26 protein-coding genes and 1 tRNA gene are annotated in these 22,794 nt (G+C 38.3%); 4 read left to right on the top strand and 23 right to left on the bottom strand.

Annotated elements, in window-relative coordinates; translation table 11 throughout:
- From fabZ (RHP56_RS01555) to RHP56_RS01485, 15 genes are all read right to left on the bottom strand, one after another.
- The gene (gene fabZ / locus RHP56_RS01555; RefSeq protein WP_102753336.1) at positions 1–432 is read right to left on the bottom strand and encodes a 3-hydroxyacyl-ACP dehydratase FabZ; all 432 of its coding nucleotides are present in this window, start codon (positions 430–432) and stop codon (positions 1–3) included.
- A gap of 79 nt (positions 433–511) precedes the next feature.
- Complete coding sequence (accB, locus tag RHP56_RS01550) at positions 512–970, bottom strand: acetyl-CoA carboxylase biotin carboxyl carrier protein (protein WP_102753335.1); 459 nt, start codon at positions 968–970, stop codon at positions 512–514.
- A 3-nt stretch (positions 971–973) separates the two neighbouring features.
- Positions 974–2,236, bottom strand: coding sequence for a beta-ketoacyl-ACP synthase II (gene fabF, locus RHP56_RS01545; RefSeq protein ID WP_042251238.1), 1,263 nt, complete (start codon positions 2,234–2,236; stop codon positions 974–976).
- 122 nt (positions 2,237–2,358) lie between these two features.
- Positions 2,359–3,090, bottom strand: coding sequence for a beta-ketoacyl-ACP reductase (locus RHP56_RS01540; RefSeq protein WP_011679193.1), 732 nt, complete (start codon positions 3,088–3,090; stop codon positions 2,359–2,361).
- A 1-nt stretch (position 3,091) separates the two neighbouring features.
- Positions 3,092–4,030: an ACP S-malonyltransferase gene (locus RHP56_RS01535; protein ID WP_011679192.1), complete on the bottom strand. Its 939-nt coding sequence runs from the start codon at positions 4,028–4,030 to the stop codon at positions 3,092–3,094.
- Between the two features lie 57 nt (positions 4,031–4,087).
- Complete coding sequence (locus RHP56_RS01530; RefSeq protein ID WP_002815884.1) at positions 4,088–5,053, bottom strand: nitronate monooxygenase; 966 nt, start codon at positions 5,051–5,053, stop codon at positions 4,088–4,090.
- Between the two features lie 50 nt (positions 5,054–5,103).
- Complete coding sequence (locus tag RHP56_RS01525; protein WP_002815886.1) at positions 5,104–5,343, bottom strand: acyl carrier protein; 240 nt, start codon at positions 5,341–5,343, stop codon at positions 5,104–5,106.
- 75 nt (positions 5,344–5,418) lie between these two features.
- The gene (locus RHP56_RS01520) at positions 5,419–6,390 is read right to left on the bottom strand and encodes a beta-ketoacyl-ACP synthase III (protein ID WP_102753334.1); all 972 of its coding nucleotides are present in this window, start codon (positions 6,388–6,390) and stop codon (positions 5,419–5,421) included.
- A gap of 11 nt (positions 6,391–6,401) precedes the next feature.
- Entirely contained in the window at positions 6,402–6,860 is a 459-nt protein-coding gene (locus tag RHP56_RS01515; protein WP_011679190.1) for a MarR family winged helix-turn-helix transcriptional regulator, read from the bottom strand.
- The gene (fabZ, locus tag RHP56_RS01510) at positions 6,853–7,299 is read right to left on the bottom strand and encodes a 3-hydroxyacyl-ACP dehydratase FabZ (protein WP_014324248.1); all 447 of its coding nucleotides are present in this window, start codon (positions 7,297–7,299) and stop codon (positions 6,853–6,855) included. The genes RHP56_RS01515 and fabZ (RHP56_RS01510) overlap by 8 nt, the downstream gene beginning before the upstream one ends.
- Before the next feature lie 136 nt (positions 7,300–7,435).
- Positions 7,436–8,245, bottom strand: coding sequence for a metallophosphoesterase (locus RHP56_RS01505; protein ID WP_011679188.1), 810 nt, complete (start codon positions 8,243–8,245; stop codon positions 7,436–7,438).
- 203 nt (positions 8,246–8,448) lie between these two features.
- The gene (gap, locus tag RHP56_RS01500) at positions 8,449–9,468 is read right to left on the bottom strand and encodes a type I glyceraldehyde-3-phosphate dehydrogenase (protein WP_002815892.1); all 1,020 of its coding nucleotides are present in this window, start codon (positions 9,466–9,468) and stop codon (positions 8,449–8,451) included.
- A 163-nt stretch (positions 9,469–9,631) separates the two neighbouring features.
- On the bottom strand, positions 9,632–10,342 hold the full coding sequence (gene bioD, locus RHP56_RS01495) for a dethiobiotin synthase (RefSeq protein WP_462794716.1): 711 nt from the start codon (positions 10,340–10,342) through the stop codon (positions 9,632–9,634).
- Entirely contained in the window at positions 10,332–10,484 is a 153-nt protein-coding gene (locus RHP56_RS01490; RefSeq protein ID WP_174221737.1) for a hypothetical protein, read from the bottom strand. The genes bioD and RHP56_RS01490 overlap by 11 nt, the downstream gene beginning before the upstream one ends.
- A gap of 26 nt (positions 10,485–10,510) precedes the next feature.
- A complete protein-coding gene (locus tag RHP56_RS01485) occupies positions 10,511–10,759 on the bottom strand; it encodes an aminotransferase class III-fold pyridoxal phosphate-dependent enzyme (protein WP_025267725.1) in 249 nt (82 codons plus the stop codon).
- Positions 10,760–10,930: 171 nt separating this feature from the next.
- Here RHP56_RS01485 and RHP56_RS01480 point away from each other — a divergent pair, with 171 nt between their 5' ends.
- Positions 10,931–11,500 carry a biotin transporter BioY gene (locus tag RHP56_RS01480; RefSeq protein ID WP_462794715.1) on the top strand — a complete coding sequence of 190 codons (570 nt, stop codon included), beginning with the start codon at positions 10,931–10,933 and terminating at the stop codon, positions 11,498–11,500.
- Positions 11,501–11,538: 38 nt separating this feature from the next.
- On the opposite strand, the gene RHP56_RS01475 is transcribed toward RHP56_RS01480, so the two are convergent.
- On the bottom strand, positions 11,539–12,522 hold the full coding sequence (locus RHP56_RS01475; protein ID WP_102753333.1) for a biotin--[acetyl-CoA-carboxylase] ligase: 984 nt from the start codon (positions 12,520–12,522) through the stop codon (positions 11,539–11,541).
- 108 nt (positions 12,523–12,630) lie between these two features.
- Positions 12,631–14,739 carry a methionine--tRNA ligase gene (gene metG, locus RHP56_RS01470; RefSeq protein WP_011679184.1) on the bottom strand — a complete coding sequence of 703 codons (2,109 nt, stop codon included), beginning with the start codon at positions 14,737–14,739 and terminating at the stop codon, positions 12,631–12,633.
- Between the two features lie 258 nt (positions 14,740–14,997).
- Here metG and RHP56_RS01465 point away from each other — a divergent pair, with 258 nt between their 5' ends.
- The gene (locus RHP56_RS01465) at positions 14,998–15,651 is read left to right on the top strand and encodes an HD domain-containing protein (protein ID WP_011679183.1); all 654 of its coding nucleotides are present in this window, start codon (positions 14,998–15,000) and stop codon (positions 15,649–15,651) included.
- 75 nt (positions 15,652–15,726) lie between these two features.
- On the top strand, positions 15,727–16,596 hold the full coding sequence (locus RHP56_RS01460) for a DNA/RNA non-specific endonuclease (RefSeq protein WP_011679182.1): 870 nt from the start codon (positions 15,727–15,729) through the stop codon (positions 16,594–16,596).
- Between the two features lie 46 nt (positions 16,597–16,642).
- Here the strand turns inward: RHP56_RS01460 and RHP56_RS01455 are convergent, their stop codons facing one another.
- Complete coding sequence (locus RHP56_RS01455) at positions 16,643–17,653, bottom strand: NAD(P)/FAD-dependent oxidoreductase (RefSeq protein ID WP_011679181.1); 1,011 nt, start codon at positions 17,651–17,653, stop codon at positions 16,643–16,645.
- Between the two features lie 138 nt (positions 17,654–17,791).
- Between RHP56_RS01455 and RHP56_RS01450 the strand changes: the two genes are divergently transcribed.
- Positions 17,792–18,748 carry a nucleoside hydrolase gene (locus tag RHP56_RS01450; protein ID WP_102753423.1) on the top strand — a complete coding sequence of 319 codons (957 nt, stop codon included), beginning with the start codon at positions 17,792–17,794 and terminating at the stop codon, positions 18,746–18,748.
- Positions 18,749–18,827: 79 nt separating this feature from the next.
- Here RHP56_RS01450 and RHP56_RS01445 read toward each other — a convergent pair whose 3' ends face one another.
- From RHP56_RS01445 to RHP56_RS01425, 5 genes are all read right to left on the bottom strand, one after another.
- A complete protein-coding gene (locus RHP56_RS01445) occupies positions 18,828–20,069 on the bottom strand; it encodes a glutamate-5-semialdehyde dehydrogenase (RefSeq protein WP_011679179.1) in 1,242 nt (413 codons plus the stop codon).
- Between the two features lie 4 nt (positions 20,070–20,073).
- On the bottom strand, positions 20,074–20,862 hold the full coding sequence (gene proB, locus RHP56_RS01440; protein ID WP_002815906.1) for a glutamate 5-kinase: 789 nt from the start codon (positions 20,860–20,862) through the stop codon (positions 20,074–20,076).
- Between the two features lie 69 nt (positions 20,863–20,931).
- Positions 20,932–21,579, bottom strand: a complete 648-nt coding sequence (locus RHP56_RS01435) for a deoxynucleoside kinase (protein WP_102753422.1) — start codon at positions 21,577–21,579, stop codon at positions 20,932–20,934.
- A gap of 98 nt (positions 21,580–21,677) precedes the next feature.
- Positions 21,678–22,451: a M15 family metallopeptidase gene (locus RHP56_RS01430; RefSeq protein WP_102753421.1), complete on the bottom strand. Its 774-nt coding sequence runs from the start codon at positions 22,449–22,451 to the stop codon at positions 21,678–21,680.
- A gap of 67 nt (positions 22,452–22,518) precedes the next feature.
- Positions 22,519–22,591: transfer RNA gene (locus RHP56_RS01425), tRNA-Lys, on the bottom strand.
- Positions 22,592–22,794 lie beyond the last annotated feature (203 nt).

Genomic DNA, 22,794 nt, shown 5'->3' with positions numbered 1-22,794 from the left:
TTAGTCTCCAATAATAAACGTCAATTCTGCTGTTGTCGCTTTTTTGTCACCAACCCAAACAATACCTTTGCCAGTACCAATTGGTCCGCGCAAACGATCCAAAGTAACTTCTAAACGTAGTTGATCTCCTGGACGAACCATTCTACGATAACGAGCCTTTTTAATGCCCCCGAAGTAAGCCGTTTTACCCTTAAATTCAGGCATAGATAACAGTGCAACCGCACCAGTTTGAGCTAATGCCTCGACAGTCAAAGCACCCGGGAAAGTTGGATTCCCAGGGAAATGGCCTTGGAAAATTTCTTCATTGACACTAATATTTTTAATTGCTACTGCTCTCTTACCTGGTACTAATTCTTCCACTGTATCTAGCATAAGCATTGGATAACGGTGAGGTAATATTTCTTGAATTTGTTGTGTGTTTAGAATCGACATTTTGGCTCCTTCGTAGTATGTATTATGTACGTTTGTATGATATTTATATTTCATACCGATACAAACCTTAAAATTACATTTAATCTGTTGTTATTCTATAGAGTGGCTTATTGTAGTCTACTACTTCTTCGTTAGCAACTAGTATTTCGGCTACTGTTCCACTGACTTCACTATGAATTTCTGTCATTAATTTCATCGCTTCAATCACAGCAACTGTTTCTCCCACTGAGACCTTATCACCAACTTGTTTGAACATTGGTGCATCAGGTTTTGGTTGCAAATATACTGTTCCAACCATAGGAGCAACAATTTCAGTTCCTGTTTTAAGCGTTTCAGGTTCTGCAGCTACTTGAGCTTGATCTAATGTAACAGCGGCAGGAGCAACAACTGGAGTTTGAACTGGCGCGTTCACGACTGCTTCATTTTTGTTCTTTGATAAATGCAAACTGAATTCGCCATCAACAACTTTGAATTCGCGTAAAGAACTGTTCTCTAAATCAGCAATTAATCCACGAATTTCCTCAATATTTAAACTCATCAATTACACTCCTTCATGCCATTTCTTAAATACGATGACAGCGTTGTGACCACCAAAACCATAATTAGCACTCATTACATACTCAGGTGCTTGATGCTTGTTTTCTTGATCAACTAAATTAACTACCTTAGTGTCCTCGTCCTGTTCATCAAGACCGACGTTTACTGGTAATTCACCACGTGTCAAAGAACCTACAGAAATCAAAGCTTCTATGGCACCAGCAGCACCAAGCAAATGACCTGTCATTCCCTTTGTTGAAGAAACAGGTACTGTATTTTCTCCAAACACAGTGGCAATAGCATGTGCTTCACCCGAATCATTTGCTCCTGTTGCTGTTCCGTGAGCATTGATATATGAAATTTGATTGGCTTCCAAATTAGCGTCATTTAATGCATCGCGAATTGCGCGTGCAGCACCTTCACCATCTGGGGATGGTGACGTCATGTGATATGCATCAGATGATGCACCATAACCAACTAATTCCGCAAGAATATGAGCACCACGTGCTTGAGCATGTTCTAGACTTTCAATAACCAAAATTCCTGAACCTTCACCCAAAACAAATCCATGACGATTCTTATCAAAAGGCTTTGAAGCTTGTGTTGGATCTTCTTCCTTTGATAACGCAGTCAAGGCTGCGAAACCAGCAATACCAATTTCGTTAACCGTTGCTTCTGAACCACCAGTTAACATGACATCGGCTTTACCAGATTGAATACGCCAGAACGCTTCCCCAATCGCATTTGTTGCTGAAGCACAAGCCGTAACAATTGTTGAATTAATACCCTTTGCACCAAAACGTAACGAAACATTTCCTGATACCATGTTGGGAATTGATTCAGGCACAAACAATGGGCTAACACGTTGTGGTCCTTTATCATGCATCTTGATTACTTGATCTTGTATAGTAGTCAACCCACCAATACCATTACCTAAAATTACACCGAATCGAGTAGAATCAGCAACAGTGGTTGGTGCTTCAGCACCTTCTTCTGCCTTTAATCCAGCATTAGTCAAAGCCTGATCTGCAGCATCAACCGCATACTGTGAAAACAAATCCATCTTACGTGCATCACGCTTACCAACGCGAGCTGCGGGATCAAAACCATCAACCTGTCCTGCCACAGTGATTCCCGTCTCTGATGCGTCAAATTTTGTAATTGGTTTAATACCAATTTTTTCATTGAAAATACCGTCCAAGAAAGACTGTGTATCGTTTCCTAATGGCGTTACTGCGCCAAGTCCTGTAATTACTACGCGTGTCATAATATTAAGAGCGTGGACGGACACTGATTAAAAAGACATTATACTAATGAATTTAAATCAAATGGCCGAGGACGCATTTCCTTTCTTTATGTTCTCAGTGCCTCACATCAATAAATTGTGCGTTAAATGTATAACCCACCATCAACTGTGATTGTTTGACCGGTAATATAATCATTACCTGCCAAGAATAATGCTACATCTGCAATTTCCGAAGCTTCACCAAAACGAGATAATGGAATATTTTTTAGAATCTCTTCCTGTGTCTTTTCTGGCAAAGCACCAGTCATATCTGAAACAATCATACCAGGGGCAATCGCATTTACTCGGATGTGGCGACGTGCACCTTCTTTAGCTAGAGTCTTTGTCAAGCCGACCAGACCAGCTTTTGATGCAGAATAATTCGCTTGACCCATGTTACCCATTAATCCAACAACAGAGGCTAGATTAATAATCGCCCCATGCTTTTGTCGAATCATCTTTTTAAATACAGGTTGTGTCACATTAAAAGTACCGTTTAAGTTTACGTTAACAACCTGTGCAAAATCTGCTGGTGTCATTGCAATAGCTAGCTGATCCTTTGTAATACCGGCATTGTTGATTAATATGTCAATACCTGAAAAGTTTTCTTGCTTGTATAATACTTTCAAACTGTCTTCTGCTGCTTCTGCATCAGCAATATCAAACTGTAATGTTTTTGGTTCTGACTTAAACTCTGTTAAAGTTTCAGGACTAATTTCTGAACGTGCATGTAAAATGACGTTTGCTCCTGCAGCATCAAATGCCTTTGCAATTGCAAGTCCTATACCACGTGATGAGCCTGTTACTAAAACAGTTTTATCTGTAAAATCTGCCATGTTATACCTCTTCTGCTGTGAGCAATTCTTTTACTTCATTAAAGCTTTTTAAGTCTTTAATAGCGTATCGTTTCACATCCTTGGGAGCAATTTTTTTAGCAAACTTAATCAATGTATCCGAAGGACCAACTTCAATAAATGTATCAACACCTGCATCTAACATTTTTTTCATCGCTTGCGCGAAATATGTTGGCGATACAATTTGTTTAGTCAACGTTTCATGGAGATCCGCGATAATAAACGGTTCACTTGTTGTATTGGAATAAACAGGATAATTCACATCTGTAAATGCTTCAGTTGCCAACCGTTCAGATAACTGAACAGCAGCGTCTTTCAATAATGGGGTGTGAAATGCACCAGAGACTGGCAAATCAATCGTACGTTTGATGCCAGCCGCTGTTAATGTCGCTTTTGCCTCGTCAACATCAGCAGCAATTCCGCCAATGACCAGTTGAGCAAACGTATTATAGTTTGCTGGGAAAACTTGCTTTCCTTTGGCCTGCAATTGAGCTAAAACAGCTTCAATGAGCTTTTGATCTTCGCCCATTATTGCCGCCATCTTACCAGGATTTGCGTCTCCAACCGTTTGCATATATCGCCCACGATCTTTGATAATAGCAACAGCTTGTTCAAAGTTCATGGCCCCAGCTGCAGTCAACGCCGAATACTCGCCTAAACTCAATCCTAGAGCTGCAACTGGCTGTTGCAAAGCACTACCCAAAGCATTCACAATGGCATTACTCATAGATAAGATAGCAGGTTGTGCATATTGCGTTTGTGCAATTTTATCAGCATTCTTCATCACGTCAGATAAATCATATCCTAAAACTTCAGAAGCTCGATCGATTGTTGATTTATATTCAGGAAGTGCTTCATATAAATCTGTGCCCATGCCGGCTTGCTGTGCGCCTTGCCCGCTGAACAATAATCCAATTTTCATGTTAAACCCCATATACTATATATAAACAATGAAACCGAAACCAATCGGATTCTTTACTTACAATGTTGTGTTTTCAATACCCATTAAATCGGTAGCTTGCGCCCAAATGTCGGACAAGATATCAGCTGCAGGCTTCTCATCCTTAATCAAACCAGAAATTTGACCGGCCATGAATGCACCGCCTTCTTTATCACCTTCTTGAACAGCACGACGTAGTGTACCAGATTCAAGTTTTTCAATGGCTGCAGCGTCTGGCTTTTCTTTTTGTAATTCGTTTACTTCATTTTTAACAAATGACTTTGCCATTTTATTTTTCAAAACACGGGCACGATTACCAAGCAAATTACCCGTAACGATAGTGTCAATATCTTTAGCTTTAAGTATTTTTGACTTAAAGTTAGGGTGAACTTCTGATTCAGTAGCTGTCAGAAACCTTGTACCCATTTGTGCACCAGCCGCACCAAGCATAAACGCAGCGGCAACACCACGTCCATCACCAATACCACCAGCAGCAATTACTGGAATATTAACGGCATCGGCTACTTGCGGTACTAATGTCATCGTAGTCAGCATACCAATATGCCCACCTGATTCCATACCTTCAGCAATAACCGCGTCAACCCCTTTTTTTTCCATCATACGTGCTAATGAAACTGAGGGAACGACAGGCATTACTATAATACCAGCAGCATGTAACTCATCCAAAAATGGCGATGGGTCTCCTGCTCCAGTTGCAACTACAGCAACTTTTTCTTCGATAATGACATCAAAAACTTCTCTAATATGACGACTTAATAACATTACGTTAACGCCAAAAGGCTTATCTGTCAGAGCTTTTGCACGTCTGATTTCTTTACGAACGTCATCACCATGCCAATAACCTGTGCCGATAAAGCCAAGTCCACCAGCCTCTGAAATAGCAGCTGCCAACGCACCTGTTCCAGCCCATGTCATCCCACCTTCAACAATTGGGTATTTCATGCCTAATTTTTCAAAAATAGGGTTCATTGTTTTAACTGTCATGTTCTCATCCTTAAAAATTATGTTATGTACGTGACAAAATGTCACCTAAATTACGCTGCTAATTGTTCTTTAATCTTATCAACCAAATCTTGAACAGTCTTGATATCTTCAGCAACAGCCAACTTAATATCAAAATCATCTTCAACACGGTTCAAAACTTCAAACAAGTCCAATGAATCAGCGTCAATATCATTTGTTAAATCGGTTGTTAATGAAACTTCATCTTCTTCTAAATCAAATTGATCAACCAAAATTTCTTTTGTCTTGTCAAAAATTTCTGCGTCTGTCATGAGTGTTTTTCTCCTAAAATCCGTTTTATGTATTTTCGTTAGATTTTTGCGGTGCAGCCGACTACACCGATAGATTTAAATTTTCCAAATTTGTGCGCCGACAGTTAAACCACCACCAAAACCAGCAAAGGCAATCGTTTGACCAGCATGAATTGTATTAGACTCTATCAATTCATCTAATAAAATACCGATACTTGCTGCACTAGTGTTACCATTTAAAGCCATGTTGGTTGGGAACTTAGATACGGGCTGCCCAAACCGTTTAGCAATGGAAGATACAATACGTGCGTTTGCCTGATGTAATAGATAATAATCAACATCGTCAGCCGTAACTTGAGCTGTCTCTAAGGCTGCTTGGAGTGCTTCGGGAACCTCACGAGTTGCAAAGCTGTATACTTCCCGACCATTTTGATGAAAATAAGGGTCTAACGGGCTAATATTTTCCGAAAATGGGTTTGTATTCGCAAACCTACCAGCTACTAAATTGTCACCCTTTTCACCAAAAGTCCTAAGTTCTTCACCTAAAAGTCCAACATTATCCTGTGTTCGTTCCACAAGTACCCCTGCAGCTCCATCACCAAACAAAACTGCCGTAGTTCGATCTTTCCAATCAACTAATTTCGATAACACTTCTGCACCAATAATCAATCCACGTTGATAGCGTGACATTAACAGACTCGAGGCGACACTCAATCCATAAACAAAACCAGAACAAGCTGCGCTTAAGTCGAATGCGAATGCATTAGTGGCACCAATGTTAGCCTGGACAATTGCTGCCGTGCTTGGTGATAGGCTGTCTGGTGACATCGTGCTAACAATGATAAAGTCAATACTGTCTGGTGAAACACCACTTTTCACCAATATTTTCTTTGCCACTTCACTGGCTAAATCACTAGTGTTTTCCGTTGTCACGACATTACGCTGATGAATACCTGTCCGAGTATAGATCCATTCATCATCAGTTTCCATCATTGTGCTGAGCTCTTGATTCGTCACTTGTCGATCTGGAATTTGACGTGCTGAAGCAACGATTTTCAATTGTTCCATAATTCCCCTCTTTAATGATTAATTATCTGTGCTAAATAGCTAACCAAATTATGGATCGCTTGTTTGACAACGCTCACGTCGTTTGGTGACATATTTTTTACCAGATTGTGCGTTAAATCCCTGTGAAATTCTTGATGAGCGCGATAAACGACACGCCCCTTATGCGTTAAGCCTAATCGTACCACACGCCTGTCTTTACTGGAACGACGTCGCTCAACATAACCCTTTTCAACCAATTTATCAATGGCTGCTGTCATAGAACTTGGTGTCAAATGAATAATTTTTGCGACCTGTGAAGCACTTTTTTCATCATACATTGAAATAGCTTCAATGGTGTGCATGTCTTTTAAGGTTATATCAGAGAAGTAACTGCGTTTTAAAGCAGCTTCTTCTATCCACATGACATTATTAAATACACCAACCAGTTCAGTATTTATTTGTTCAAAATCAGTTGTAATTGCTTCATTCATCTTTTTCATCTGGCGCCACAACGAACATCAACTCGGCTGATGTAGCTGTTTTACCATCGACTTTGGCTTCAACTAACACACTGCCCATGTTAGCACGTAGCTTACCAAATGTGACATGTAACTTCAATACATCGCCTGGTTTAACCATTCTCTTAAATTTAGCGTTATCAATTCCTGTCATGTAAGCTGTCTTACCTTGAAATTGCGGTGATGACAAAATCAAAATTGATGCTGCTTGGGCTAGTGATTCAATGATTAAAACACCTGGCATCACTGGATTTCCAGGGAAGTGACCTTGGAAAAACTGTTCGTTAATGGTCACATTTTTGACAGCGACTATTGATTCATCTGGGACCATTTCTTCCACGTAATCCATATAAAGAATAGGATAACGATTGGGAATTAAATCCATAATTTCTGTTGTTGTAAGAACTGGCATAATTGATTCCTTTTTTAAAATACTTTGATAATCGAAATATCTGATAGTCAAAATATTATCATAATTTATTTCGATTGTCAAAGTATTCTAAAATCATAGTGTTTCCTTAAGAAATAAAAAACACCTATCCGGTGTTTTAAAATTCAAGTACAACTAGTCTTTTTTGCCATTCTGTTAGAAAATCATCACTTGACCATTCGTGAACACGTTCAGTACTATAACCCACAGCAGCATTATAATAAACATTGTTACCGAACTTTAACGGTGCGGGATGTAAATGCAAATGCCCTGTAATTGTTGCAATGGTATATGATTGATCGACAGCTTGACCAATTTTCGAACTGCCAAGGAACGCATTTGCTATATCCAATCGTGTGTTCCCATTTGGAAAACGTTTAATATAGTCTTCACGTGGCACAAAATGGCTCACAACTATAGTCTGTTTGTTGCCCGCAGCCAAGAGCTGATCCTTAATTTGTTTTAGGTTAATATCAAAACGTTCTTTATCAGTTATTGGTTGCTTAATGCGTCGGTCATACCAATAGCTATTTTTAAACGATTGAATTTCTTCTTCTGTATAATCATTACCGACGAAACTATAATCATACCAACCATTGTTGCCAATAAGTCGGATATCATCAGTTAAGTCAATGTACTTGTTATGAAAATATAACTCGTCGATATCACTTTCAAGTTCTTCATATGTAACATTTTTACCCATATCATGATTCCCAGCCAAAAAACGAATGGTTAATTTGTTTTTTACTAAGTCTTGCATATTACGCGCAAATGCTAAGGATTGCTTAAAGTCATTAAACAAATCGCCAGCAATAACGTAAACGTTCACATTTTTGTTCAACAAATAGAGCGCTTGTGCCCGCATAGCGCGTTCAACATTAATTTTATTTAAATCAAAATGATTATCAGATGAAAATGCAACTTTCACAAATAGAACTCCTGTTCGATATTTGAATAAAGTATATCATATTTTTTACTATAAGTACCTACAAGTAGCCATTTGTTTAAGATTTGCTTGCCTCTTTTCAAAAAATATACATAATAGAATACCTTACAATAAAAAAACACACCGAAGTGTGTTTTCTAATATTATGATTTAGTACACTAACAGGTAAAACAGAATAATCTATCTTACAAAGTAGCGAAGTGCAACAATGTACGGATCATGTTTGAAGTGAAACCGTATTCGTTGTCATACCATGCAGCAACTTTAACCAATTGTTGTCCTTCACCAGCAACAACTTCAGTTTGTGTTGGATCGAAGACAGTACCATGTGTGTCGTTGATGATATCAGTAGATACCAATCCGTCACCATTGTAACCAAATGAATCTGATTCGTACTTCTTCATAGCTGCATTAACTTCTTCAACTGTAACGTCCTTCTTCAAGACTGCAGTTAATTCCGTAATTGAACCATCAGGAACAGGAACACGGATAGCTGAACCAGTCAACTTACCATCCAATGAAGGAACAACCATTCCGATTGCCTTTGCGGCACCAGATGAATGTGGCAATGAGTTTGAAGCTGCGTCACGATTAGCTTGACGCTTTGCAAACTTAGCTGACTTAGGACCATCTTGCAAGCTTTGTGAAGCTGTGTAAGCGTGGACTGTCAACATCAAGCCAGTCTTAACACCGAATTCTTGTTCCAATACGTTAGCGATTGGAGCCAATGATTGCGTTGTGCATGAACCAGCAGAAACAATCTTGTCATCTGCAGTCAAGATGTCTTGGTTAACACCGTAGACAACTGTAGGAACTGCACCGGCTGGAGCTGAAACCAATACCTTCTTAGCACCTGCATCCAAGTGAGCTTGTGACTTTTCTGCTGATGTATAGAAACCAGTAGCTTCCAATACGTAATCAACACCATCGTTAGCAACCCACTTCAAGTCAGCAGCGTTACGTTCTGAGTAAACAGCATAGTGCTTACCGTTAACAACAATACCTGTGTCGTCAGATGAAACTTCAGCGTTCAAAGTACCGTGAATTGAGTCATACTTGAGCAAGTATGCCAACATATCTGGGCTTGTCAAATCGTTGATGGCAACAACTTCAATATCTGAAGCCTTGTCTGACAACTCAAGAATACGACGGAAGGCCAAACGACCAATACGTCCAAATCCGTTAATACCAATCTTAACAGTCATGTGTTTTAGATCCTCCAAAAATTTTTGACTTTAGTCAACACCATTATTATAGCACAAAGTGCAGTTTTGAGCGAATGTAGCTGCTTAATATAACATTTTGTTTTTTTCTTAACATGAGTGCAGATAGTACTCTCATTAATCTCAAAATTTATAGTATTATTTGTTATTTAATCTGATTATCCACTATGATCAATAAATCACATAACAGATTTATATCCAAGTACTTTTCCAAAGGTAATTCTGCGTTTATCTGATTGGTAATCCATGGTAATTCACCAATTATTGGTACATCAGTCATCTCTTTTAATAGTGTTAAATTCGTATCTTCTACCACACCTTTGTGCTTGACACCATTAAAAATTATCCCCGCTATTGTTAAATCATGGTTTTTAGCAAATTCAATGGTTAATATAATATGATTAATCACACCTAGTTTGTTTGGTGCCACAATAATCAACGGTAAATTCAACGCACACGCTAAATCCGTGACGGTAAAATCATCGCCGTATGGTACTGTAATGCCGCCTGCTCCTTCAACCAACATGCCCTTGTGTTTCTGAGCTAATACATTATATTTTTTCAGTACATCATCTAATGAATAGTCTGTTTTTGCACGCTTTTGAGCTAAGGCTGGTGCGAGCGCTTCATCCCATTGAAAAGGGTTAATTTCTTCTAAACCATCCAAAACCTTTGCACCGGATTTTAAAATATAGGCATCGCTACAAGGGTTTTCTCTACGTGTACCACTCATCAATGGCTTAAAGACACCAATATCTTGATTGTGCTTATTGAAATAACGTGCCAACCTGGCCGTTACAAAGGTTTTACCAATTTCCGTATCAGTTCCTGTAATAAAATAGCCCTTATTCTTCATGATTCATTTCTTCCATGACAGTTTGAATGCCTTCTTTAATTATGACAATTATTTGCTTCATTTCTTCTTTTGTTGCAATCAATGGCGGCAAGAATGCAATTGTGTCCCCCAATGGTCTTGTGAGCAAGCCAAGTTTTCGCATGGTTAATGTTGCTCACCAAACTGCTCTTAAATCAGGGTCAAAAGGTTGTCGCTTCTCTTTATTTCTAACCAATTCAATGCCACAGCACAACCTAATTGATTACCCGTATAAGAATGACCGCGAAACAATGTTATTTCATCGTAATCATCATAAAAAACTTGATAGATCGCTTCAGATATCATAGTGATGGCTAATGGTAAGTATCCTCCCGTCAACATCTTCCCAGCAGCCAAAATACCAGGAACAACGTTTTCATTTGCGTGAATGGCAACCATAGTACTTCTTGACTACGTTTCTTATAATGCATGCTTTCCTCCAGATTTTTGTTAACCAAATCATATATAAAGGGTAACATATTTGACAAAGAAATGCATTTATAGTAAATTGTTTTTGTTATCCATTTTAATAAAAAAGGGTAACATCTAATATTGAGAGGATTATATATTATGTATCAACAGACGAACGTTAGCGTTAGTGCACAAACTATCTGTAAAATAGGTATTTACTTTGCTCTATTGGTGCTTTCTGCCAAAGTAGCTATTCCGATTCCTTTTTACGACTACATTTCGCTACAAACGGCTTTTATCTTTTTAGTTTATCCGATTCTCGGTGCCAAGTATGGTTCTTGGTTGACAGTGCTTTACCTTGTTTCCGGATTACTCGGTTTACCCATATTTGCATCTGGTGGCGGACTAGGCTATATATTCAAGACAACGTTTGGTTTCTTAATCGCTTTTACACTAATGCCATTTTTTGCTGCTATCATTAGAAAGGGCAACAAACTATTTAGCCATCACCAATTTTTGAATACCTTGGTCAGTAACTATCTCTGCTTAATTATGGTTCATTTAATTGGTTTTGCATACAAGTGTTTTATTATTAAATTTTACATAGGTAACATAATTAACGTCACTGGTATACAAGGTTTTACCAGTTTACTTGATTTTTTAATTGATGTTGGTTTAATCTTTTTTGTAACCTTAGTAGAGTTACAAATTATCAAAAGAATCCACTAAAAAAGCAACTACAGTCTGTGTAGTTGCTTTTTTAGTGTCTAACCCTGGTATTCATTATTTGGCAACAGTAATTTAGTAATTTCACCAGAATTAATGCGCTCTATGCCCCGCTTCGTATCAAGCACGAGGCAACCATCATTATCGATTTCTCTAATTATCCCCGTTAAGTTCACCTGACCACGCTTTAGTTCTACTGATTGTCCAACACCAACCACCTTTTTGCGATATTGCGGTATATAATGCCCGTCCTGATAATCCTGGTACATATCAAAAAAGTGATTAATTAAAGAACCTACAACTTCATTTCTTGATACAGCCATTTCATCAGTCAGCGCACCTGCTTTTTGAGAAATTTCATCTGGAAATCCACCATCAGGCGTGGCAAGATTCATACCAATACCCACAGCTAAAGATGAAAACTGTTGACTTTCAAAGTCCGTAATGGCTTCGGTCAAAATACCACCAACTTTCTTGTTATTGTACAATAAGTCGTTGACCCACTTAAACTGAATATCGATATCAAATACTTCTTTAACCATTTTTGAGACAGCTACTGCGGTACTAGTAGTTAATCGGCCGGGGTTTACTATCGTCTCCACAGGTAGTGGCAAAGCAAAAGTGACGTACATACCCGTATTTTTCGGCGAAAAAAACTTTCTTCCTAATCGACCAGTTCCCGCCGACATGCTTTCACTAACAATAACCGTATTTTTAGTAATTTCGCCAGAAGAAAGCTTCTCTCTAGCATACACATTAGTCGAGTCAATCGTGTCAAAGACTTTCAGATCCACATCTGATTTTAAATACTTTTTAATGCCAACAGCAGAAATTTTAGCGCCCTCTACATATCGATATCCTTGCCCACGAACACTCTCGATGAGATGTCCTTGAGACTCAAGCTTTTTAACAGACTTCCATATAGAAGTTCGGGTAATCCCTAACTGTTGCGCAATTGCTTCACCAGACACCCACTCGCCTGCTGTATTAACCAACAAAGCTAACAGTTTATCAGCTGTACTCATCACTTTCCTCCACTATTATCACAATGTTTACTTTATAGTTAATTTTAGTTAACAATTGTCCTTTCGTCAAATCAAATAAAAAAACAACTCCGAAGAGCTGCTCTTTTATTATTCAATTCCTGAACCCGGTTCAATTGAATCCGGCAATATCGTTACAGTAACAATATCATTCTTCTCAGCCGACAAAATCATCCCTTCAGAAAGTTCACCAGCCATTTTTCGTGGCTTCATATTGGCAACAATAGCAACCGTTTTACCCACCAAAGCAGCAGGGTCTGAATACCATTTACGAATACCCGACAAAATTTGGCGTGGCTTCCCTGATCCATCATCAAGCGTAAACTTTAACAATTTTTCAGATTTAGCAACAATTTCTCCTGCCGTAATTTTAGCAGCCAAGATTTCAACTTTATCGAAATCATCATAAGTAATCAAATCCTTAGATGGCGCCACCTGAGCTGCTTCTTTTGCTGCCTCTTTAACCGCACGCCCTTTACCTTTGGTATCTTTTGAAACTAGTCCTGAAATAAAGGCCACTTCTTCTTCAACGTCTTGGCGTGGGAAAATTGGTTCACCCTTCTTGACAACATGACCGCCAGTTGGTAACTTACTGAAAGTCAAACCTGCAATAGCAACACCTTTGTCAGAATAATCTAATCCTAATTGATCAAAAATCTTCTTTGGTGCTTGTGTTAATACTGGCTGTAACAAAACAGCAGTAACCCGTAATGCACCAGCTAAATGAGCCATTACGCTAGACAAAACTTCCTTTTCATTTTCATCTTTTGCCAACACCCATGGTTGTGTCTCATCAATATACTTATTTGCACGACGGATGATTTTCCAAACACTTTCAAGTGCGTCAGCAGTACGTAATTCTTTAAAGTTTTTGTTGTATTCAACAATGGCATCTTCTACAGTTCGAACCAAGTCTTCATCAAAAGAAGTCTTACCGGTTAGTAGCTCGGGAATAACCCCATCCACATACTTATTAATCATGGCTACTGTACGATTCAACAAATTACCTAAATCATTAGCTAAATCATAGTTAACACGCGCCACAAAATCTTCAGGTGTAAATACACCATCATTACCAAATGGCATTGAACGCAATAAATAATAGCGAACTGCATCTAGACCATAGCGTTCTTCAAGCACTTCAGGATAGATTACATTACCCTTTGATTTAGACATCTTACCGTCTTTCATCACAAGCCAACCATGACCTACAACTGATTTAGGCAACTCTAATCCCAATGCATGCAACATAATTGGCCAATAAATAGTATGGAAACGAACGATTTCTTTTCCAACAAGTTGAACGTTTGCAGGCCAGAACTTATCAAATAGGGTTGTATCGTCCGAATTATAACCTAGAGCAGTAATATAGTTAGCTAATGCGTCAATCCAAACGTAAATCACATGCTTCTCATCCCCTGGTACTGAAATACCCCAGTCAAATGATGTACGTGTTACCGCTAAATCTTCCAGACCTGGTGCAATGAAATTATTAATCATCTCATTCATTCGAGCTTCTGGCTGAATAAACTCTGGATGTGTTTTGTAATAATCAAGTAACCAATCAGCGTATTTACTCATCTTGAAGAAGTATGCTTCTTCTTTAACTAACTCAACTTCATGCCCTGATGGTGCTTTCCCACCAATTACTTTGCCTGCGTCATCACGATAGACTTCGGCTAATTGAGATTCTGTAAAGTACTCTTCATCAGAAACAGAGTACCAACCTTCATACTCACCTTTATAAATATCCCCATTTTCTAGTAATTGCGTAAAGATTTTAGCGACTGCTTTTTCATGGCGATCTTCTGTAGTGCGAATAAAATCGTCATATGAAATATCCATTAGCTTCCACAAGTCTTTAATTTGCTTCGCCATACCATCAAGAAAATCTATCTCAGATATACCCGCAGCCTCAGCTTTTTGTTGAATTTTCAATCCATGTTCATCTGTACCTGTTAAAAAATAAACATCTTCACCCAGTAAGCGGTGGTATCGTGCTGCTGCATCAGCAAGCACCGTTGTGTAAGTGTTTCCCAACTGCAACTTACCAGACGGATAGTAAATTGGCGTGGTAATATAAAAGGTCTTATCCTTTTTTACTGAAAATTGCTGTTCTGCCTTTGAAAACTTGTCATAAATGACAGCCGAATCAGTGTGATTTCCGGTATTAAACAAAATATTATTTGGTTCTGACATATGAGTCTTCCTCTTTCTTTAAAACACTCACAATAAAAAGAATCGTCTCTTTCTACGTTAAGCATGATTTTTACCGTATGAGGTAAAGTTATATTAAAATAATTATAACTAAAATCAATAATTTTTCATAGAGACTCAAGTTATTATTTATGATATATTGAAACTTTTACGAATTAATCCAACTTTTAAACGCGATTGCTTATTAATTAGTTTAAACTAATTAATAAGCAATCGAAATAAAACTTAAAGGAAATTAAAATGGATCAACTTGAAATGATTAATCGTTATATGAAAGACGCACTCACTAAAGATAATACTGGACACAGCATTGATCACATTAATCGCGTCCTTGCACTAGCTAACAAGATTCTTGCCCATGAGAAAAAAGCAGATGCTTTTGTTGTACGTGCTGCCGCATTGCTGCATGACGTCTATGATGATAAATTATACGATAGTCAAGAAGATATTCTTGCAGCAAAAAATAATATGATTTCGTTTCTTCTATCTATCGGCGTTCATCCAGAAATGATAGAAGAAATCACCTATATCATCGACAATATGTCTTGGTCTAAGTCACTAGAAGGTACTCAAGAGCTCAATATCAATGGACAAATTGTACAAGATGCTGATCGTTTAGAGGCTATGGGAGCTATCGCCATCACACGAGCAATTACTTATGGTGCGGTAAAAAATCGTGTATTATATGATCCAGAAATTCAACCACATTTACCACAAAATAAAACTGATTATCGCAATCAAAAAAGTACGACAATTAACCATTTTTATGAAAAATTATTACTTATTCAGGACAAATTAAATACAGACACAGCACGCACAATTTCTGAAAGTCGTCAACAGTTCATGCTATCATTCTTAGCGCAATTCAAAGCCGAGTGGGAACTGGAACGCTGATTTCTATTATCGTTTTTGTTGATGTTTTGGCGTAGCATAAATGTTATGATATAAGAACTTGAAAGAGAGAGAATCATGGCACGAAAACGCACTTATAGACGCAAAAGCAAACCACAAAATAAGATACTATCCCTTCTGATTCTAGTTGTTGTTGCCGGATTTTATTTGTGGCAAAACTACGAATCGACAAATACTTCTACTGAAACATCTCATCCAACAGTAACTGCCCAATCTGATCAGGCCCTGCTCAACTTAAAATGGGATGGAACGCTAGATGGTGACATCGTTCATGTCAACAACAATAAAGCAACCTTCACAGACGACCAAATGAAAGAAACTTTCCCAAGTCAAGCATCTAAGCTCAATCCAGTTGATGGGTTAAGCCTCTCAGCTCTTGATTCGTTAGGCCGTTCGCAACAAGGAAATTTCGTGGCCAGTAAGTCGGCCATATCAAAAGTTACTAAACGGCCGGATCGTATTCCTTACACTGTCCGCCCATCCGGTTGGTTTATTAACGATCGCTACGATGGTACTAAGTGGGTCGGTGGTTATCATGATAACCCTAACGTTAAATTGGGCAATGGTATGCAAGCGCTTTGGAATAAATCTCACATTGTGGGCTATCAATTTTTCGGGTTACCCACTATGGTCACAGAAAATATGATTACGGGTACACGTGTTGAAAATGCCTATCCAGGTCAGCTCGTCCCTGAAAATGATATTCGCAATGCTATCCAAAACAATCCAACTATTACGGTCCGTGCACAGGTCACGCCACTTTATGTTGGCAACGAACGTCTTGCTCGTGGTGTTCACTATATGGCTAAATCAGTTGAAGACAACGGCAAAACACTGAACTTAAACTATTGGATTTTCAACGTACAGCCAGGCATTCAAATTGATTATGCCACAGGAGAAGCAACTGTTTTAGATTCCGCTAAGTAGCTTTTAAAAAAGTAGTAGATGATATACTCATCTACTACTTTTTTACTTATATAAGTTTTCCATCTTGAATAACCATTGAACTCGAATGGCCGGGGCCACGTCGCTGTGGATCAAAAAATCGAATTGCAGCATTAACTGCTGTTGGCGCTTCACCAAATCCAACAGCAATTAAATCTGCTTTCCCCTCATAGTGGCTAGCATCCCCAATAGCAAAAACGCCGGGTATCGTCGTCTGCATTGCTTGGTCGACGGAAAACGCTTGTCCTTCATTTTCTGGTTGTATATCCCAACCATGCACAATTTTATTTTCCGAAATAAAACCATAATTAATAATTAAATCATCAACACAAATATCATTAGTTACCTGATCATTCTTCACTTGCGCTAACGTAATTTTCAATTTACCATCACTTTGTTTTTCAATCTGTGATACTTTTTTCGGCGTTTCTTTGATAACGGATGATTGGCTCAGTTGTTTCACACTTTGCTCCATTGCACGAAATTGATCCCGGCGGTGAATAATTCTTGTAGAATGGGTAAATTCATTAAGCATCGTAGCCATATCAATAGCTGAATCACCACCACCAGCAATCGCTACATCATGGTTATCAAAATCATGTTTATTCGTTACAAAATAGTGAATACCTTGGCCAACCAATTGATCAACGCCGGACACCTGCATCTTGCGTGGTTCAAAAGAGCCTTTACCTGTTGTGATGATGATTGTTTTAGCCTGAAATGACGAACCATTGTTGATGGTCACTGTGAATAAGTCGTTTGTTTTCGTCACATTAGTCACAGTTGTTGAGGTTTTGATATCAATTGGAAATAACTTCATTTGTTCATCCAATGAATCAATCAATGCTGATCCTTTAATTCCTGTGAATCCAGCAACGTCAAGAATTTTTTTCTCAGGATATAACGATGTCACTTGTCCGCCGAGTGTTGCTAAACTTTCAACTAGAACTGCTTTAGTATCACGTAATCCGGCATAGAAAGCTGTAAACATACCAACTGGTCCACCACCTATGATTGCTACATCATATAACTCTGTCATTTAAATATTCTCCGATTTTACTTTATTGCAACGTCATTCTAACATTGCGTTAATTTAAAACAAAAATAGTTTTCGTCCGTTATAATTAATATATATTACAATTTGGAGGAAATGTGCGTCTGCACATAATTACAATTTATGGCTACTAAAAAAATGATTCTTGATCTGGATACTGGCGTGGATGATGCTCTGGCGCTCGCCTACGCTGTAGCTGATCCAAATGTCGATTTGATTGGTATTATCTCTAGTTATGGTAACACACTTGTTGAAACGGCCGCACAAAACTCACTGAATTTATTACATTTACTTGGTGCTGACGATGTCCCTGTATTTATTGGTGCTAGTCATTCAAGTACAACCAATAATTTTGAAGTTATGCCTATTTCACAGCTTATTCACGGTAAAAATGGCGTAGGTGAAATCACCTTAGAAACTTCACCAAGACAAATCGAAACCCAATCAGCTGTTGATTTTTTAATTGAATCTGCTCATCAATATAAAGAAAACCTAATTTTTATTCCAACTGGGCCTCTCACCAATTTGGCTGCAGCGATTGAAAAAGATAATGACGTGGCTACCTTGCTTGGTAATACAACGCTAATGGGCGGTGCTTTAACTGTACCAGGTAACGTAACGCCTTTTACCGAAGCAAACATTCACCAAGACCCTGAAGCGGCTGACTTTGCTTTCGTTCATCAGCAAAACCTAACAATGGTTGGCCTTGATGTTACCCTCCGCACGCTGCTAACGAAAAAAGAAACTGCAGCATGGCGTACACTAGGAACCTTAGCCGGAGAAAAATTTGCTGACTTAATGGATTTCTATATTGATGCGTATGCTAACTTAAACATCAATAAAAATGGTGCTGCCCTCCACGATCCACTAGCAGTTGCTGTTGGAATCGATCCTAGCTATGTTACATCAATTGCCTTAGCAATGCGGGTAACATACGATAAAGAAAGTGGCGATTATGGCCGCACAATCGGTGATAAAGAGAAACTTTTGGTCCCAACAACTACTAAAGCTGCTGTTTTAGTTGATTCAAAAAGATTTGTTCATGATTTTCAAAATCTAATGCTAACTGTGCTTCAATAACATAAAAATGATCCACGATACGACACCAAACCTAGTTGTCCGTATCGTGGATCATTTTTTTGGGTCAAAAATACTGTGCTTATTCTCTAATTTGTCCTTCACCGAATACTTCATACTTAATTGTGGTTAACGCACTTAGTCCCATTGGGCCACGCGCATGAAGCTTTTGTGTAGAGATACCAATTTCTGCGCCAAATCCAAATTCAAAACCATCAGTAAATCGGCTTGAAACATTCTGATAAACAACAGCAGCATCAACAGTATTCATAAAATCAGTAACATGATTAAGATCTTCACTGATAATTGTTTCTGAGTGATGGGTTGTGTGGTCATTAATCCAGGTAATTGCTTCATCGTTATTGTGAACAATTTTTATAGCCATAATTAAATCGTTATACTCAGTATCCCAATCTTCAGCACTTGCGCCAATTACTCGACTATCTATACTACGGGCTTTTTGGTCCCCGCGCAACTCTACACCAGCAGCCAATAAATCATCGACAATTTTTGGTAAAAATTCACCCGCAATTGCCTCATGAATTAATAGTTTTTCGGCAGCATTACAAACTGCTGGTTTTTGTGTTTTGGCATTATGAATGACACGAATAGCCTCATCCTGCTTGGCACTCTCGTCCACAAATATATGTGTGTTACCTGCGCCAGTTTCAATAACCGGTACCGTTGCATTTTTTACAACAAAATCAATAAACTGACCTGAACCACGCGGAATTAATACATCAACATAGTCACGCAAATTTAGTAATGTGTTGACTGAATCATGTGTTGTATCCGTGATTAACTGTATTATATCTGGGTTTAAATTGTGTTTACGTAACACATTACGCAAAATATTCGTTAAGATAATATTTGACTCGATAGCCTCTTTACCACCGCGTAAAATAACTGCATTACCTGATTTAAAGGTTAATGCGGCAGCATCTACGGTCACATTCGGGCGCGCCTCAAATATCATCGCCACAACCCCTAGTGGCACTGTTTTTTTAACAATTTTAAATCCTGTATGATTTTTCCAATTGTCATATGGACCTGCCAAAGGATCAGCTAACTTAGCGACCGCTGACAGCGACGCTGCAATACCGCCAATTGTTTTTTGGTCAAGCGTCAATCGATTACGCATTGGCCCCGAGAGCTGCGTAGCCGCGTCCAAATCTTTTTTATTAGCTGCCACAATTTCTTGCCAGTTAGCTACCAGGGCTGACGACATATCCAATAATATTTGATTACGAATATCTACTGCCAAATTAGCGACATCAGAAGTCACTAATTTGGCACGCTTACCAATTTCTTCCACTGCGTTCATAGACTCATTCTCCTTGAAATAATGTTCCCACCGTTTTACCAGCTATTACTTCTAAAATCAAGGCTGGATTATTACCATTAATTAACACCATTTTACCACCATTTTTCATCACAAATTCACCAGCAGCAAGTTTTGTGCTCATCCCACCTGTTCCTAAACCAGAAGTTGATCCGGTGGCGCTCATACGAATATCATCGGTAATTTTCGTTACCTTATCAATGGCTTGTGCAAATTCATCAATATTAGGATTAGCCGTATACAACGCGTCGACATCGCTCAAAATAATTAATCCATCGGCACCAATTTCACGTGTCACAATAGCAGCTAAGCGGTCATTATCGCCAAATGAATGTTGATGGTCAAGCTCATCAACTGCAATCACATCATTTTCATTAACAATGGGAATGATGTGCTGTGAAAACATCATTTCAATGGCATTCATTGTGTTTTCAAGCATCGCTTTATTGTCGAACACATCATACGTCAATAAAACTTGTCCAATTAATTGTTGATAGAATGCAAAACTTTGATTGTACAATGACATCAAGTATCCCTGACCAATGGCAGCTAATGCTTGCTGTTGTGGAATTTCTTGTGGTCGTTTTTCTAGATTCATCTGATCCAATGCCACACCAATTGCCCCGGATGTAACTAATAAAATTTCGTGACCAGATTTTTGTAAACTGGAAAGTGTTTGTGCCAACCGATTAACGACTGGGTAATTAATTTGCCCATCACGATTAACAATTGTGCTCGTGCCGACTTTAACAACAATTCTATGCCAACTATTCATTATATGTTCCTTAGTTAATTTTAATTATTATATCAAAAAAATCCCTAACTTCAAAAGTTTCGGGATTTCTCAAAATGATAGTACACCAGTTTGTGCTAATTTAGCATCAATCATGTCCAAGACTTTTGCACCTGACTCTTCATTTTCCACAAAATCAAAATGGTCACCATCAATCTGGATTTTTGGTGATCGGTCGTACGCCGCAAACCAATCATCATAACGTGAATTAAGTTCTTTGTAGTAGTCATATAATCCCGGATTTGCTTCAACTTGCTCAAATGAACGACCACGCTTTTTGATTCTTGCGAGCATAGTATCAAAACTAACACGAACATGAATTAATAAATCAGGATCCTTAGACATTGCGCTACCAGGAATTTCAGCCATCATATTATTAACCAATGACTGATATATATCTACCTCAGTTTGCGTTGCGCGATTCAAATCAGCTGTCAATTGGAATAGTAAAGCATCTTCAAAAATAGAACGATCTAAAATATTTTTGGCATCCACTTGGGCTCTTTTTATTTGTTCTAGCCTTTTGTTTAAAAAATAAATTTGCAGCAAAAAACCATATTTTTTAGGGTTTTGGTAAAATAATGGCAAAATTGGATTATCATCAACACTTTCATAAAACGCCTGTGAATCTAAATGTTTTGCCAACATTTTCGTTAAACTCGTTTTGCCAGCGCCGATGGTGCCTGATAGTACAATCATGCCATTTCTCCTTAGTTTCAAATAAAAATATTACTAATATAGTATATCAAAATTACATTATTCCTGCTGAGCAATTGTTTTGATGGTCAAATATTGTATCATCTACCCGCCTTTTTCAAAGTTTGAATATATTTTTCTAGCGTGAGGTGATGATTAGTAATATATGTTGCATTGGACACACCAACGTATCTAAAGTGCCAAGATTCATAGTCAATCCCCGTCTCCTTTATAGACTGACTATCACTCGGATAACGTAGGATAAATCCATATTCCGGTGCGTGTTTCATCAACCACTGCTGTGATTTGAATTTATCCATACCTGCTTCTAATGAGGGATAGGCAGCCAAGGCATCATTACCTGCTAAATCAACTGCTTGTCCCGTTTGGTGTTCCGAGGATCCTGGTACCTGAATTACGGACTCAGTCAGTCGTTTGGCCTCTGTCGCGCTCATCCCATTTGATTCATATTGACTAATTGAATTGTTATACACAGTGGTTTGATATGCAATGGAACGATATCCCGATACTAAGGTTGTCGCGTAACCAGCCTTTTGAGCTGCTGAACGAAAATTTGCAAGGGCTTGTGCGATTCGTTGATCAATTTGTTTACTATCGACAGTAACCTTCGTAAAGTTCAATTCTGTCTGATAGGAATGATTTTTATTGACTAATACTAAATTCCAATCTGTCGTTTTTACACCTTTTGGTAAATCATATACTTTTTTTACAGAAGACGTTTTAGCGATCTTTCCAGTGTTCTTGATTGGTTGTTTAGTATTAAAAAAACAAATAACAACCACAACAATCAACATAATAACCAACACAATTAAAAGCAGATGCTTTTTAAGCTGCTTCCCGACATTCCGTTGCATTCTTCCTCTCCTCGATATTTAAAATTAAAATAAAAACCAGCAAACAAAGTTTGCTGGTTTCATATAGTGGTCAGCCAGGGGCTCGAACCCTGGACCCACGGATTAAGAGTCCGTTGCTCTACCAACTGAGCTAGCTGACCATTTTTCGTATTTCACAACATAAAATATATTATCATATTTTTAAATATCGTGCAACATAATATCTAATTATCATAAAAATTCTACTAGAAACACGAAGCCCCGATGAACTAACGCGTTCACCGGGGATATTTATTATGAGAGAGAATATTTGAGAGAGAAGAGAATAGTATATTCGGGAGAGAATATGAGTTATTTATAGTCG

It is taken from the genome of Leuconostoc sp. C5, assembly GCF_056530425.1.
Note: the sequence above shows the minus strand (reverse complement) of the source record. Positions and strands in the feature narration are given on the sequence as shown.

Excerpts from the sequence above, each read along its gene's own strand:
- fabZ (WP_102753336.1), bottom strand. The coding sequence starts at position 432 with ATGTCGATTCTAAACACACAACAAATTCAAGAAATATTACCTCACCGT.
- accB (WP_102753335.1), bottom strand. The coding sequence starts at position 970 with ATGAGTTTAAATATTGAGGAAATTCGTGGATTAATTGCTGATTTAGAG.
- fabF (WP_042251238.1), bottom strand. The coding sequence starts at position 2,236 with ATGACACGCGTAGTAATTACAGGACTTGGCGCAGTAACGCCATTAGGA.
- RHP56_RS01540 (WP_011679193.1), bottom strand. The coding sequence starts at position 3,090 with ATGGCAGATTTTACAGATAAAACTGTTTTAGTAACAGGCTCATCACGT.
- RHP56_RS01535 (WP_011679192.1), bottom strand. The coding sequence starts at position 4,030 with ATGAAAATTGGATTATTGTTCAGCGGGCAAGGCGCACAGCAAGCCGGC.
- RHP56_RS01530 (WP_002815884.1), bottom strand. The coding sequence starts at position 5,053 with ATGACAGTTAAAACAATGAACCCTATTTTTGAAAAATTAGGCATGAAA.
- RHP56_RS01525 (WP_002815886.1), bottom strand. The coding sequence starts at position 5,343 with ATGACAGACGCAGAAATTTTTGACAAGACAAAAGAAATTTTGGTTGAT.
- RHP56_RS01520 (WP_102753334.1), bottom strand. The coding sequence starts at position 6,390 with ATGGAACAATTGAAAATCGTTGCTTCAGCACGTCAAATTCCAGATCGA.
- RHP56_RS01515 (WP_011679190.1), bottom strand. The coding sequence starts at position 6,860 with ATGAATGAAGCAATTACAACTGATTTTGAACAAATAAATACTGAACTG.
- fabZ (WP_014324248.1), bottom strand. The coding sequence starts at position 7,299 with ATGCCAGTTCTTACAACAACAGAAATTATGGATTTAATTCCCAATCGT.
- gap (WP_002815892.1), bottom strand. The coding sequence starts at position 9,468 with ATGACTGTTAAGATTGGTATTAACGGATTTGGACGTATTGGTCGTTTG.
- bioD (WP_462794716.1), bottom strand. The coding sequence starts at position 10,342 with ATGAAGAATAAGGGCTATTTTATTACAGGAACTGATACGGAAATTGGT.
- RHP56_RS01490 (WP_174221737.1), bottom strand. The coding sequence starts at position 10,484 with ATGCGAAAACTTGGCTTGCTCACAAGACCATTGGGGGACACAATTGCA.
- RHP56_RS01485 (WP_025267725.1), bottom strand. The coding sequence starts at position 10,759 with ATGGTTGCCATTCACGCAAATGAAAACGTTGTTCCTGGTATTTTGGCT.
- RHP56_RS01480 (WP_462794715.1), top strand. The coding sequence starts at position 10,931 with ATGTATCAACAGACGAACGTTAGCGTTAGTGCACAAACTATCTGTAAA.
- RHP56_RS01475 (WP_102753333.1), bottom strand. The coding sequence starts at position 12,522 with ATGAGTACAGCTGATAAACTGTTAGCTTTGTTGGTTAATACAGCAGGC.
- metG (WP_011679184.1), bottom strand. The coding sequence starts at position 14,739 with ATGTCAGAACCAAATAATATTTTGTTTAATACCGGAAATCACACTGAT.
- RHP56_RS01465 (WP_011679183.1), top strand. The coding sequence starts at position 14,998 with ATGGATCAACTTGAAATGATTAATCGTTATATGAAAGACGCACTCACT.
- RHP56_RS01460 (WP_011679182.1), top strand. The coding sequence starts at position 15,727 with ATGGCACGAAAACGCACTTATAGACGCAAAAGCAAACCACAAAATAAG.
- RHP56_RS01455 (WP_011679181.1), bottom strand. The coding sequence starts at position 17,653 with ATGACAGAGTTATATGATGTAGCAATCATAGGTGGTGGACCAGTTGGT.
- RHP56_RS01450 (WP_102753423.1), top strand. The coding sequence starts at position 17,792 with ATGGCTACTAAAAAAATGATTCTTGATCTGGATACTGGCGTGGATGAT.
- RHP56_RS01445 (WP_011679179.1), bottom strand. The coding sequence starts at position 20,069 with ATGAACGCAGTGGAAGAAATTGGTAAGCGTGCCAAATTAGTGACTTCT.
- proB (WP_002815906.1), bottom strand. The coding sequence starts at position 20,862 with ATGAATAGTTGGCATAGAATTGTTGTTAAAGTCGGCACGAGCACAATT.
- RHP56_RS01435 (WP_102753422.1), bottom strand. The coding sequence starts at position 21,579 with ATGATTGTACTATCAGGCACCATCGGCGCTGGCAAAACGAGTTTAACG.
- RHP56_RS01430 (WP_102753421.1), bottom strand. The coding sequence starts at position 22,451 with ATGCAACGGAATGTCGGGAAGCAGCTTAAAAAGCATCTGCTTTTAATT.